This window comes from Microbacterium sp. B35-30 (genome assembly GCF_010634855.1).
In the GTDB taxonomy this organism is placed as follows: Bacteria; Actinomycetota; Actinomycetes; order Actinomycetales; family Microbacteriaceae; genus Microbacterium.
In genome coordinates this window covers 1-12,950 of sequence record NZ_MWLQ01000022.1, presented here as the reverse complement: position 1 = coordinate 12,950, position 12,950 = coordinate 1, and the positions used below count along the sequence as shown (strand labels likewise).

Here is a 12,950-nt window from a genome sequence, read left to right as displayed (position 1 = left end):
GTGGCAGCTGTTCGGGCTGCGTACTTCAGTGATCGCGACGTCCGGGCCTGGTGCCTTCCGCTTGTGCGGCGGTGGCGAGCGGATCGGCGCCGCGCACCAGCCCCGCGAGCACCAGAGCCACCGCGGGCACGACGAGGCAGACCGCGATCGCGACCCGTAGTCCAGCCCATTCGGCGATGACCCCCACGATCAACGGTGAGGCGAGAAGGCCCAGTCGCATCACGGTAGCTGCGGCGGCGAGGCCCGTGCCTGCATCGAGTCCGGGGGCGCGGTCGGCGGCGTCCATGGCAAGCGGAATCATGGGGGCGATGCCGAGCCCGAGGAGGCCGAGTCCGACGGCGACGACCCACGTGTGCGGTGCAGCCACGGCGACGACCAGTCCGACGAAGGCGGCCACGGAGCCGACGCGAAGAGTGCCGACCGCGCCGATCCGGTTCACGAGTGCATCAGAGAGGAACCTGCCGAGTGTGAGAGCGCCCATCAACGCGACGAACGGGATCGCTGCTTCGGCGGAAGTGGCGCCGGTCTCGGTGGCGACGAAGACGCCTCCCCATGTCGAGCCGAGATCTTCGAGGAACGCACCGATGGCGGCGAGAGCGCATGCCGCGATGAGAATGGCACTGAACCGACCACGCCGATGAGGCTGGGCCCGCACCCCCGGCGTTGGAGGCGTCGTGTGCAGTCGCACGAGCGGGAGTGCGCAAAGACTGCCGACGACGATGATGACTCCCATGGCGGGCAGATGGATGCCGATGGGAATCGCGAACTGCAACGCCATTGCTCCGAGCATGGCCCCGGCGATCGCTCCCGCACTCCATGCACCGTGCAACCCGTTGATGATGGATCGGCCCATCAGCCGCTGAATGGCAAGACCATGCGCGTTGTTCCCGACGTCGCCCGTGGCATCCCCGAACCCGATCGCGAAGAGAACGGCCCCGAGCATGACCGGTCCGTCGGCGAAGCCGGCCACCATGAGCAGGACGCCGAGAATCACGGATGACGTCACAGCGACGGGTACCGCACCGAGTCGAGCCACCAGCCGACCCGCGAAGATGCTGCCCACGACAGAACCCACCGGGCCGCATGCCACCATGAGGCCGAACGTCAACTCACTGAGATCGAACCGGTCCTTCAGCTCCGGATAGCGGGTCACGATCGTCGCGAACACCAACGCATTCGCGATGAAAAGCATCGCTACTCCGTGTCGCGCAGCCGACACGCGCGGAAGGGCCACCGGAGAGTTCATCATCGGCCACCCTAGCGGCCTGCTCGCCACCGCTCCCGCCGGGCGGGGTGGCTCGGTCGACGTTCGCTCGCGCACGAAGATGTGCCGCCCCACACCCGTGAACGGGCATGAGGCGGCACAGTCCTTCTCCGCTGATTACGTGGGTGCCCGGCCGCTGCCTGGTACCCATGCCGGGTCAGCGGTAGAAGTCGCCGTAGTAGGTGTCGAGACGGCCACGGTAGTCGTCATCCATACCCGTGGTGGTCTGATCCCACTCCGGAGAGTTCTTGATCTGGTCCTTCGTGAGGTCGACGTAGACCTTCTCGTCGGCGTCGTCCACGCGCTGGACGGTTCCAGCGGGCAGAACGACCTTGCGGCCGAAGATCCACGGCCCGGTGTCGACGACCAGACGGCTGCTGCCGGCGTCGTCGCTGGCCTCATCGATTTTGCCGATGTCGCCATCGGTGGCGTGGACGTGGTAGCCCACCAGATTGCGTGCGCCGGCACCACGGTTGGCGGATTGACGGTAGTCCCACGCGTCCCAGTTTGAGGACATGACTGCTCCTTTGTCTTCATGGGTGTGTGAATTCGGAGCTCGACCCGGGTTGGTGTCGCTCCAACATCCACGCTAGGAAACGGCTCGCGGTCACGGGACCCCCTAGCCAAATCGAGCGGAAAAGCGTAGAGGCGAACGGCCGGCCCAGCACCCCGCTGCGGTCCGCAAGACGACGTGAAGCGGTTGTCAAGCCCCCGCCGCCGCGGAGAGAACCGCTTTACCGTGCTGATCACCTCGCTACCCGAAATGTCCACCGAGACGTCGTCGCCCGCCATGGGAACCCTCGCCGCACGATGCGCGCCCGCGCATCGTTTGGGGAGGAAGAGAAATGCGATTCGGATTCTTGTCGACATACCCGCCGACCAGATGCGGCCTCGCCACATTCACACGCTCACTCGCCTTCGCGCTGATCGACCCGCGTTCCGCCTCGGCGTCTGTGGTTCGTGTGCTCGATCCGGACGAGAAGATGGCTTCGCCGGCCGAGGCGGGCGTGCGCATCGTGTCCGCGCTGCGGCCGGGGGACGCCGGCAGCAGGGCCGAGGCAGCGCGAGCACTGAACCGATGCGACGCCGCCATCGTGCAGCACGAATACGGGATCTACGGCGGCGCCGACGGCGACGAAGTCCTCGCCGTCCTCGAGGCGCTGCGGGTGCCCGTCATCACGGTGCTGCACACCGTCTTACCCCAGCCGAGCAGCGGACAGAGGCGGGTGCTCGAGGCTGCCGTGGAGCTTTCGACGGCCGCCGTGGTCATGACGGAGCATGCCCGGGAGACTCTCCTGGCACACTTCCGCGTCAGCCCGGAGGATGTGCACGTCATCCCGCACGGCGCCACCGCACTGCCGCGGCACTCCGCACATCGCCGGGGCGCATCACCGACGGTCCTGACGTGGGGCCTCATCGCGCCGGGCAAGGGACTGGAGCGCGGGATCCGCGCTATCGCCTGGCTCCGCAAACGCGGTGTCGACGCGACGTACGTCATCGCGGGGCAGACCCATCCGAAGGTCCTCGCGCACAGCGGCGAGGCCTATCGCGAATCGCTGATCGGGCTCGCCCGCGACCTGGGCGTCGAGGCATCCGTCCGCTTCGTCAACACATACCTCTCATCGGATGATCTCGCGGCGCTCCTCGGTGCCGCCGACGCCGTCCTGCTCCCCTACGACTCCAAGGATCAGGCGACGTCCGGCGTCCTCGCCGAGGCGCTCGCGGCGGGAGTGCCGATTGTGGCGACCGCGTTCCCGCACGCCGTCGAGACGCTGACCGGGTCGGCGGGCATCGCCGTGCCGCATGACGATCTGGACGCGATGACATCGGGCCTCGAACGGATGCTGGCGCTCGGGGAGGATCGCCGCGCGTCACGGCGGGGCGGCTCCGGGCCGACGTGGTCCGAGGTCGCCGAGCTCTACCTCGACCTGGCCGAACGGCTTCGAGCGGAGCGCGCGGCGTGATTGCGACAGAGCTCCCCCTCGCCCACCTGCGGGGGATGACCGACGAGCACGGCCTCTTCGAGCATGCGATGGGCGAGGTGCCTCGCAGAGAGCTGGGCTACTGCGTCGACGATGTCGCCCGCGGGCTCGCCGTCGCAGCGCGGGAGGACGGACGATCGGATGCCGCGGCCGCCCTGACGGACTGCTACCTGCGCGTCGTGGAGGCAGCCGTGGCGGAGCACGGGCGCGCGCACAACCGCATGAACGCCCAGGGCGAGTGGACCGACGCGCCCGGAACCGGCGACTGGTGGGGCCGCGCCCTGTGGGGGCTCGGGGTGGCGGCGCGGTTCTCGAGCCGCACATCGGTCAGGGAGCGGGCCGCGGCGGCCTTCCATCGGGCGGCGCGGGCCCGCTCCCCGTGGCTGCGCGCGCGCTGCTTCGCTGCACTCGGCGCGGCCGAAGTGGCGGCCCACGACGGGGCTGATGGCGCTGCCCTCGCTCTGCTCCGCAGCGCCGCGCACGCCATCAGCGGGCACCGGCCGGGTGCCTCGGGATGGCTATGGCTCGAGCCGCGGCTGCGCTACGCCAACGCCGTGGTTCCGGAGGCGCTCATCGCCGCTGGTCGCGGGCTGGGCGACGACCGGCTCGTCGAACGCGGAACAGACCTACTCCGTGTCTTGATGTCGATCGAGACGGCACCCGACGGCCATCTGTCGCTGACCCCGGTCGGCGGACGCGGACCGGGCGATCCCCACCCGGCGTTCGATCAACAGCCGATCGAAGCGGCGAGCCTCGCGCAGGCGTGCGTGCAGGCATTCGACGCGACCCGCGACGACGGTTGGCTGACACCGCTGCAGGCAGCGTGGGACTGGTTCGAGGGCGCCAACGACATCGGCATCCCGCTCTTCGATCCGGTCACAGGTGCCGGGTACGACGGCCTCACACCAACGGGCCGCAACGACAACCGCGGCGCCGAGTCCACGCTCGCGGCTCTCGCTACGCTGCAGTGCCTCCACCGCGCCACGGCCTCGGCCTCGGTTCAAGGCGCTTCCGCGTGAGCAAGGCTTCCACGCGGTCACCTCGCCACCCCGCGCGTCGTCTGTCAGCCCGCCGGTCCACGGAGTTCCACGAACGCGGGTTCCAGTCGGGCGGCCCGGCTCGAGTCGATGTGGGCGACCTCGCGCAGGAGGTGTTCGGTCAGCAGTAGGCGGGCCGCTTCGAGTTCGTGTGTCGTGAGGTTCGAGACGCGTGTCGCCTCGAGCTGCTCGAGCTCGTCACGAGGAAGGGCGTCCACCTCGCGCCCGTGCCATGAGGTCAACCCGATCCTGCAGCACTTCAAGTCGATGACCCGGTTCCTGAGTTCGTCGACCATCATGGCGGCCTGCCACAACTTTCCTCGCGCGATGGCGGAGCGCGCGTGGATGGCGTACAGCCATCCCATTCCGATGGCCGTGTCGGTGTTCGGTGGGCTGGGGGTCGTCGGCGTGTTCGGAGTGCCGAACAGCAGATGGAACGCCGGCTCGGTGGCACGGAACTGATCGTGCGGCCAGAACGACACGTCGATCTGCAGCGAGCTGCGCAACAGAAACACGCGGTACCGGACACCGACGGCAAACACGTCCAGCGTGTCGGCGACCCCGAATCTCTTGTCGATCGCGTCGGTCCAGTCGTCCACGACCGTCGGCTCGTCCGCTGCGGGGTTCAACTGGAGAAGCAGGTCGATGTCGGACCACGCGTCCTCCGTGCCCCGAGCTGCCGAACCCGCCAGCGCCGCACCACCCACCCGCGGGTCTTCCCTGGCGAGCGTGATCAACTCTGTACGGATCTCGGTTCGCTCGGCAACGGAGAACATGTCACCAAGATCCCACAACCCGGCGCCGCCATGTGGGGGCCCGGTCCCGGTCGGCAACCGTGCGCCGGGTACGAGTGAAGGGGTCTGTGCGTGCCTACGGGTGCAGTTCAATGATGTTCAGCGGCGCCCCGGTGTCCACATAGAGGCGCGCACCCGGTACCGTCGCGTTGCGGAGTCGGGTGAGGGCATCGGCGTACTGACGGGGATGCCGCCCGTCGAGTACTCCTACCCGGCATGCGAAGGCGATGTCGAACCGCGGCTCACTGCGAGGCAGCTCCAGGTGCTCGACGCCGGCGCGGTGCACGCCGATGGTGCCGCGCTCGATCTCGGCGCTGCAATTCTTCTCGGTGAGCGCGATTCCCTTCGCCGAGCGATCGACGACGAGCACGTAGCCGGAAGGGCCGACTATGGCGGCGACGGCTCGCGCCGCGGCACCCGGGGCGCCGCCGATCTCGAGCACGCGCATTCCTGCTCGCAGCGGCAGTGCGTCGACGACAGCTCGCAGTCGAGGTGAGAGCTCACTCACTGCGTTTTCGTCCAAGCGGAGGATCGAAGAAGCGCCATGCTTCGATCTTCTTCGTGTCGGCATCGCTGTCACAAGCGCTGCCAGTCCTCATCCCCGGGGCTCGGTGGCGAATCTTGGAGGCGCCGAAGTGCATCCGAATCGACGCGGGCGGGAGAACTACCTCATAGCGGGTGAACAGGTACCCGCCAAACAGGAGGGGAAAGTCCAATGAAGCGCATTCTCGCTACCGGAGCGATCGTCGTGCTCGCCGTCTTCGGCGTCGCCGGCACCGCCAGCGCTGCGCCCGCTGACGCTGCGTGCTTCGGCCAGGTGCACAAGACGATCAACACCGAAGGGGCCCTCGGGTTCACCGGCGTCGGAGAGGTCGTCCAGGCCGTCGGCGGCCAGGCCAAGAACGACACTGCGAGGGGCATCTGCGGCGACTGAAGCCCTGAGCTTCTCCGCACCGTCGTCGGCGGCTCGGACGCATGGACGTCCGAGCCGCCTACTCGTCCTGGACATTCACGGAGGCTCCGGCATCCGACCTGATGACGCTCGGAAGTCAGGGCCGCCTGTGCAGTCGAAACGAACGCGGGGGCGACGAGGCACGGATGCGGGTGCCTCAGGGGTCGCGCCCCCGTCTCGGCTGGACGGGGTCAATCGCCGAAGTGGGTTTCCCGGCAAGAGGCCCGCCCCGGGACGTGTCGGAACACCCTGCGGCGGCCGAGCCATCACCGGTCTGGTGGCCCCGGTGAAAGTGGGGCATTCTGGAGCCAGCATCGCGTCGGTGCCCAGAGTCGGCAGGCCCGACTCGTAGGCGACCGCGTTGCTCGCCACGCTTGCTCGACGGCCCTCGATTGCCGTGGCGGTCTGCCAAGAGGGTCTTGTCACCGGAGGCGGCAATGTGGCTGTCCCGTATCGCGCATGTCGCCATCCCCGTCCTGCTGCTCGCGGCGATTTCTGGTTGCGCCGCCGACCCGGTCGACGCCAAGCGCACGGCGAGCACCGCGATTCTCGAGGCGGGCGTTCCCGACGACGCACCGGGATGCTCCGCGGCCATCGCCGTCGACGGTGAGGTTGTGTGGGCTGAGGCCCGCGGGCTCGCGAACCTTGCTACGGACACGGATTTTGAGAGGTCCACCCCGATTCACATCGGCTCGGTGGGTAAGCAGTTCACCGCGATCGCGGTGCTCATGCTCGCCGACAGAGGCGAACTGTCTCTGGAACATTCACCGGCCGTCTATCTGGACGGGCTGCCGGAATGGGTGCAACAACTGACGCTGAACGACCTGTTGCACCACACCTCTGGGATCGAGGACGTGCTGTCATTGCCCCCGAGCATCTTCGGCACGCCGCCGCTGACGAACGTCGACGCCCTCGAGTTCGTGAGAACCAGTCCCCTCGCCCATCCCGGCACCCCGGGCGAGTTCGACTACTCGAATACGAACTACGCGCTGCTCGCAGATATCGTCACCGCGGTCACCGACACGGAGTTCACCGCGTGGATGGAGACGAATGTCTTCGCGCCGTTGGATCTCGAGGCGAGGATCGGGCCGCCGATTGCCTCTGATCCCATGGGCTACGAGGGGGATGCGAGCGCCGAGTTCGCCGAGGTGGAGGCGTGGCCGTGGGTGCTGAACGGAGCTGGCTTCGTCACGATGACGGTGTCGGACCTGGTCCGCTGGGGTGAGCAGCTGCGTGAGCCGTCATTGGTGAGCGCAGAGACGCTGGCAGATGCCCTGAGCAACGGGGCACCTCTGGACGATGGATCCACCTACGGGCCGGGCCTCTTCGTCTTCCCCGATGGCTCACTCGGCCATCCCGGAGACGGAGCAGGTCTCTACACGGCGTTCGGCGTCAGCGCAGACCGGCAGACCACGGGCGCCATCGCGTGCAACCAGGACGGGATCGATATGGACGGTATGGCCGACGACCTCGTCGGAATATGGTTCACCGAGCGACCGGATCAATGAGCCGTCACCGACCCACTGCCGCCAACGCTCAGCGGAACGCAACCAATGCGGACGACGGAAGGATTCCCCGTGTCCACCTACGACGAACAACCCGCTCCGTCTCACATTCCTGCTCCTGGCGAGTCGAGCATCCCGGAACTCGAGGTCGATGAGACCGTCGCCCCGCGGCCAGAGGAGGAACTGGCAGACCTCATGCGCGCGCAACCCGATGTCAAAGACCACACGCGCCCGGACTGACCGACTTCCCAGCGACGCGACGATCGCCGGTCCGTTCAGAGCGTTGCGGCAGCAAGCGTGAGGACCTCACGCGCCCGAAACGCGGCCCTTGGCACGCTACGGCGGCCCTCTCAGACCGCATCGACGATGCGGATACCGGTGTCGATCCCGCAGGAACGAGTCGGGCCGGGCGAGGCTGATCCAACTGCCGTCGACGACCGGTGCGGCGTCGATGTGCCAGATTCCGAAGTCGGCTCGCGGCGCCGGCCATGCGTAGGTTTCTGCGGGGGCAGGGACGATGTTGCGCACGGCCCCGAAGTAGACGGGCCGTACGGTCGAGGCCGGTGACCGCCTGGGCCAGATCCACGATGGCTGCGGATCCATCGACGTCGCCCTGCCTTGTGGCGCGGGTGGGTAGATCGAGTTGGCAGCGATACGACCTACTCGAGTGCGCGAGCAGCTGCTCGAAGGAAGAGTGCTGTCACGATCTCTCAGAGCCGAGCCTTTGCGGCGGCGCGCGATGCAGACGGGCCGTCCGCGATGATGTCAGCGTGGAGTATATGTCCAGGGTGCCCGGTCCGCCGCTCGACGGGCTGATCGACGACCTCTACTACCTGGAGGGCGCCCCGCCGTACTCCCGGTTCGTCCTGCCGGCGGCGCCCGCGCCTTTGCTCATCGTCAACCTCGGGGCGCCGTTTCTCATCCGCACCGGCAGCGACGAAGAGGCCGTGGAGTACACCGACGGCTGCGCGGTCACCACGCCCACCCGTGCGTGGGAGTTCGGCTATCCGACCCCGACGCGGTCCGTGGGCGTCCACTTCAGGCCGTGGGGGCTGGCACCGTTCCTTCCGATGCCCGCGGCCGAGTTGTGCGACCGACCGGCGACGGTGCAGCAGATCTGGGGCCATCCCGCCACGGCTGAGTTGCGCCGCCGACTGGCCTCGGCGGACGCACCGCGCGAAATGCTGATGATGCTCGAGGAGGAACTGGTGCGACGGCTGCGCGTGATCAACGGCCTGGACATCGTCCGCCACCTGAGCAGCGCCATCGCGGAGACCGGCGGAGCGGTGCCGATCAGCGACCTCGGCGTGGCCGCCCGCGCCAGCAGCACGTACTTGGCGAAGCGGTTCAAGGAGGTCATCGGCGTCACGCCGAAGCGGCTGGCGCGCAGCTACCGGTTCACCACCACCGTGCTGGCGATCAACGTGGCCGCACCTATCGACTGGGGTGATGTGGCCGCTGGCGCAGGCTACTTCGACCAGGCCCACTTCGTCCACGAGTTCCGGGAGTTCACGGGGCTCACGCCGACCCGCTATGTCGAAGTGCGGCAACGCTTCCTACGCGAACATCCCGACCACGCGCTGGATGGCTGGCCGCTTCCAGCCGATTGATTTCTTACAAGAGCGCCCACTCACGACACCCGAGACTTGGAAGGCCGAACAGAGGAGGAACCCATGGGGAAAGTAGTCATGAATGCGTCTGTCTCGGTGGACGGCTTCATTGCTGCGGATAACGACGATCCCGGTCCACTGTTCGAATGGTTGGTCAGCGGTGACGTGCCGTTGGACGACAGTGGCGTACTGAACGTGTCGCAAACGTCGTACGACCACATCCGGCCGTACTGGGACCAAGTCGGGGTGACAATCACCGGCCGCCACAGCTTCGACATCACGGACGGCTGGGACGGAAAGCCTCCGAGTGGGATCGACCACGTGGTCGTCGTGACACACCGGCCGGCACCCGAGGACTGGGACCCCGATGCGCCGTTTCACTTCATCCACGGCATCGAGGCGGCCGTGACCAAGGCGCGGGAGCTCGCGGGTGACCGCACTGTCGAGGTCGCCGCTGGCGACGTCGGCGGCCAGGTGCTCGCCGCAGGTTTGGTCGACGAGGTGCGCATGGACGTCGCACCCGTCGTGCTCGGGTCCGGCAAGCGCTACTTCGGCTCCGTCGACTCGCAGCACCTGCTCGAAGACCCAGACGTAGTTGTTCAGGGCAACCGGGTGCTTCACCTGCGCTATCGGGTGCGCCGTTGACTATAAACGTCTGCGCCGATGAGCCACGCTTTGGCGTCGGAGCGCTCGCACGTCTGGCGATGCTCATGGAACGGTCCCGGGGATCTCCACACCGCGGCAGCGCGGGAGCGGCCCCATCGTCAAGCAGATGCCGTCATGGCGACGTCGTGCTTCGTCCGGCTCCCCCTTTCAGGGTGTCGTGCCCGGGCGGATAATCAGGGCATGGATGCGCCGCGGGGGTCGGCCGACTTCGAGCAATCGGACGAGCTGCAGCGCCTCCGACGGCGCGCCTACGGACCGAATGCCGACATCACGGGTGATTCGGGGGCTCAGGCTCGACTTTCCGAACTGGAGGCCGCCGAACGTCGAGGGCGGACTCCCGTCGTTGATGCTGCCGCAGCGCTCCCAGCCCCTGTCTCGGAACGCGCCCCGGTCCCTGAGCCTCTCGAAGGGTCGCGCCCCGCGTCGACATCGGTGCCGCAGCCTGTCCATGGGGCGTCCGCCGAGCATGAGGCTGACGGAGGGTCGATCACCGGGCAAGACCCCGCCGGGGTTCCGACCGCCGATTCCGAACCGATCGACGAAGCCCGCTCGGCACCGTGGTGGCGCCGCCGCCGCTTGCTGCCCTGGGTCATCGCCGCGGTGGCGGTGCTGGCCACAGCCATCGGCATCGGTGTCTTCGTCGTCGGTGAGTCGGACCAGCCCAAACCGGTCGCACAACTCACTCCGCAGGGCCAACCCGCAAATGCGTCCATTCCTGTCGACGATGACGTCCCGGTGAGGTATGACCTGACCGTCGCGGACTTCGTCTCGTACGGCTCGTACGGGCCGCTGCAGATATGGAGCACGACGAAGCTGGAGAATCAGCGATGCCTTGCCGTGGTCGTGGAAAATCACATCTCGGTGTTCGAGTGCACGGCGCCTTCTGTCGACACCATCGCCGATTACAACATCGAACCCAACGAGCTCCCACCCGCGCCGTCAGGTGAGCTGTCGCCATACGTCCGATTCATCCTCCACGATGGGGTCGTCGACGTTTACCGGCCGAAAGAGGAGGGCGAGTTCTACGGATCCAGTCCGGCCACGCTACAACGCCAGAACTCGGTGCTCACTCAGTCCTCACTCCGTACGAACACGCATGCCCAGCCAGGATCCCCTTAAGCGAACTGCTCGTTGAACAGGCCTTCGGCGTACCACGAGCTCCCAGTGAATTGTGGAGCTCGTACATGCGATCACGCTCGGCGGGGGTCTTCGAGATCCTGGTGGAAGCGGGTGGTGGCCTCCGTGTTCGAGGGAAGCCACCACCCGATCATGCCCCCAGTTGGTGCTGGCCGCTGCCTACGTCAGCGCGGCCGCCACCAGGGTGAGGGTGTCGACGGCGTAGTCGTTGATCTGGTCACTCGGGGCGTCACTGAGGGCCTTCACGAACTGCTCTGGCCGGTGCCGCTGCAGCTCGAGCTGCAGTTGCTCGTTGAGCTGGGCGCTGGAGATGTCGCCCGACTGCGTATACGTGATAACGAGTTCGCTGAGCGTGGCGTACGGGTCATTCGCGTTGGCGAGGTATCCCAGGTCGTTCTCGTCCGCGGCTGTTCCCGCGACCGGCTTGAAGTAGGTGACCTCGGGCAGGCTGCCGTCCGCGCGCCGCGCCGCGGTCAGCTGCCTGCTGTCGACGCTGACGAAGTCGTCGTCGGTCAGCGTCAGGCCCTCCCCGATCGTCCAGGAGTTGTTCGTCTCGTTCTCGGGCGTGGTGTCGTTGTTCGAAGTCGTCCGGCCCTCGTAGGCGAGGTTGCCGTGCAGCACCTCCCGGAATCCGGCGATGTCGTCCGGGCTCGTCGGGCTCACGCGCTCGAGCATGTTGTAGTTCGCGCCGTATCCGGGATCGGTCGCCGTGTTGTTGATCCAGTACGCCGCCTGCCCGGGCTGGTGATTCGCATAGAAATTGTTCCCGCCGTTGTCAACGGCCAGCGAGTCGATCACGGTGTGCACGGGAATCGGATCCGGTAGGCCCGTCGTGCGGTACGCGTATCCGCCGACCTTGAAACCGTTCTTGTCGCCGACGCCGTCCTGGTTGCCGTGGTGGTCGAACGCCCAGTCGCCGACGTGCGCGACGCGCCCTACCGAGGAGATGCTGTCGAAACCGTCGTCGCTGTTGTTCCAGGCGCGAGAGTTGATGAACCACACGTTCTTCGCGTGCGCGCCGAAGCCGTCCGTGTTCGAGGCTGCGGTCGCAGTCGGGCCGACGTTGTCGTACGCGTCGGAGTCGACCACGGCACCGGTGCCGTCGATCGTGTAGTAGAAGCCGGATGCCTCATTGCCGTAGGCGGCCATGTTCACGAAGTTGGCGCCGCCGGCGATGCGGAACGCCTCCGACTGCTTCTGATTGCCCACCTTCACGCCCGTCACATCGAAGCCCACGAAGTTGACGTCGGTCACAGCGGTCTCGATGTAGAAGGCCGCCACGCGCTGGTCGGTGGGCACGTTGCTGAAGTCGAACACCGGACGCGAGTCACCGGGGTAGGCCATGTAGGTGATCCCGCTCTTGGAGATGGGATTGACGTAGTGATAGACGCTTTCGTGCGGGTTGTCTGTCTCGGTGATCTCGAACTCGTCGTACAGCCCACCGCGGATATACACGACATCACCGGCGGATGCCGCCTCCTGCGCCCGAAGTAGCGTCCTGAACGGCGCGCCTTTCGAGCCCGGGTCGGTGTCGCTACCTGTCGGGGACACATAGTATTTGCGGCCGTCCTCGCCGACGCTGCCGCTCAGCACGTCAAGCACCGACCGCATTGATGCCTCGGCCGGCTGCTGGGTGTCCGCGTGGGCGGCGCCGCCTGACAGGACGAGTCCGATGACGCAGGCACTCATGATGGCTGTTCGAGTAAAGGCTTTCATTGAGCTTCTCTCTCATTTCTCGTGCTGCCACAGCATTGTGACGAAGTGCATCGGCAGTGAGGCACCCGGTTGGTGGAACGATTCAAGCAAAGGGAAAGCGTTTTCACAACCATCCTCCCTCGCGCTCAGGCTGATCATCGCTGTCTGGCGATCGCCCGCGATGCGCCTGGTCCTCGCACTTCTGACGGCTGTGTCGGCGGCATACCTGTACTGGCAGTCGCGGTCACGCCACTCGCTGCCCTCGGTGTCATCGCCCTCTTCACATGAGGGTCGTTCATCGTGCCGCG

The 12,950-nt window shown here is 67.0% G+C and carries 14 protein-coding genes; 8 read left to right on the top strand and 6 right to left on the bottom strand.

Translation table 11 applies throughout. The features are described 5' to 3' along the window. Positions 1–25 precede the first annotated feature (25 nt). Both B2K11_RS13010 and B2K11_RS13005 read right to left on the bottom strand, forming a co-directional pair. Positions 26–1,192, bottom strand: coding sequence for an MFS transporter (locus B2K11_RS13010; protein ID WP_163618715.1), 1,167 nt, complete (start codon positions 1,190–1,192; stop codon positions 26–28). 229 nt (positions 1,193–1,421) lie between these two features. Then, positions 1,422–1,781 (bottom strand): PRC-barrel domain containing protein, encoded by a 360-nt coding sequence (locus B2K11_RS13005; RefSeq protein ID WP_163633323.1) that lies wholly within the window; start codon positions 1,779–1,781, stop codon positions 1,422–1,424. 328 nt (positions 1,782–2,109) lie between these two features. On the opposite strand from B2K11_RS13005, the gene B2K11_RS13000 reads away from it, so the two are divergent. Further along, a complete protein-coding gene (locus tag B2K11_RS13000; RefSeq protein ID WP_163618714.1) occupies positions 2,110–3,228 on the top strand; it encodes a glycosyltransferase in 1,119 nt (372 codons plus the stop codon). Continuing rightward, a complete protein-coding gene (locus B2K11_RS12995) occupies positions 3,225–4,265 on the top strand; it encodes a glycosyltransferase (RefSeq protein ID WP_239526026.1) in 1,041 nt (346 codons plus the stop codon). The genes B2K11_RS13000 and B2K11_RS12995 overlap by 4 nt, the downstream gene beginning before the upstream one ends. A gap of 44 nt (positions 4,266–4,309) precedes the next feature. Here B2K11_RS12995 and B2K11_RS12990 read toward each other — a convergent pair whose 3' ends face one another. After that, positions 4,310–5,059, bottom strand: coding sequence for a nucleotidyltransferase domain-containing protein (locus tag B2K11_RS12990; protein ID WP_204260123.1), 750 nt, complete (start codon positions 5,057–5,059; stop codon positions 4,310–4,312). A gap of 94 nt (positions 5,060–5,153) precedes the next feature. Next, positions 5,154–5,585: a methyltransferase domain-containing protein gene (locus tag B2K11_RS12985; protein ID WP_163618713.1), complete on the bottom strand. Its 432-nt coding sequence runs from the start codon at positions 5,583–5,585 to the stop codon at positions 5,154–5,156. 207 nt (positions 5,586–5,792) lie between these two features. On the opposite strand from B2K11_RS12985, the gene B2K11_RS12980 reads away from it, so the two are divergent. The 6 genes from B2K11_RS12980 to B2K11_RS12955 all read left to right on the top strand — a co-directional run bounded on the left by B2K11_RS12980 (position 5,793) and on the right by B2K11_RS12955 (position 10,929). Further along, complete coding sequence (locus tag B2K11_RS12980; protein WP_163618712.1) at positions 5,793–6,011, top strand: hypothetical protein; 219 nt, start codon at positions 5,793–5,795, stop codon at positions 6,009–6,011. A 437-nt stretch (positions 6,012–6,448) separates the two neighbouring features. Then, positions 6,449–7,537 (top strand): serine hydrolase domain-containing protein, encoded by a 1,089-nt coding sequence (locus B2K11_RS12975; RefSeq protein WP_163618711.1) that lies wholly within the window; start codon positions 6,449–6,451, stop codon positions 7,535–7,537. 69 nt (positions 7,538–7,606) lie between these two features. Beyond that, positions 7,607–7,774, top strand: coding sequence for a hypothetical protein (locus B2K11_RS12970; protein ID WP_163618710.1), 168 nt, complete (start codon positions 7,607–7,609; stop codon positions 7,772–7,774). A 539-nt stretch (positions 7,775–8,313) separates the two neighbouring features. After that, positions 8,314–9,144: a helix-turn-helix domain-containing protein gene (locus tag B2K11_RS12965; protein WP_204260121.1), complete on the top strand. Its 831-nt coding sequence runs from the start codon at positions 8,314–8,316 to the stop codon at positions 9,142–9,144. A 63-nt stretch (positions 9,145–9,207) separates the two neighbouring features. Continuing rightward, the gene (locus B2K11_RS12960; protein WP_163618709.1) at positions 9,208–9,789 is read left to right on the top strand and encodes a dihydrofolate reductase family protein; all 582 of its coding nucleotides are present in this window, start codon (positions 9,208–9,210) and stop codon (positions 9,787–9,789) included. Positions 9,790–9,990: 201 nt separating this feature from the next. Next, complete coding sequence (locus B2K11_RS12955) at positions 9,991–10,929, top strand: hypothetical protein (RefSeq protein WP_163618708.1); 939 nt, start codon at positions 9,991–9,993, stop codon at positions 10,927–10,929. A 177-nt stretch (positions 10,930–11,106) separates the two neighbouring features. Here the strand turns inward: B2K11_RS12955 and B2K11_RS12950 are convergent, their stop codons facing one another. Further along, positions 11,107–12,636, bottom strand: a complete 1,530-nt coding sequence (locus tag B2K11_RS12950; protein WP_204260120.1) for a DUF1565 domain-containing protein — start codon at positions 12,634–12,636, stop codon at positions 11,107–11,109. A gap of 39 nt (positions 12,637–12,675) precedes the next feature. Beyond that, the coding region (locus tag B2K11_RS20480) for a hypothetical protein (RefSeq protein WP_204260119.1) at positions 12,676–12,950 on the bottom strand (275 nt) is incomplete at its 5' end.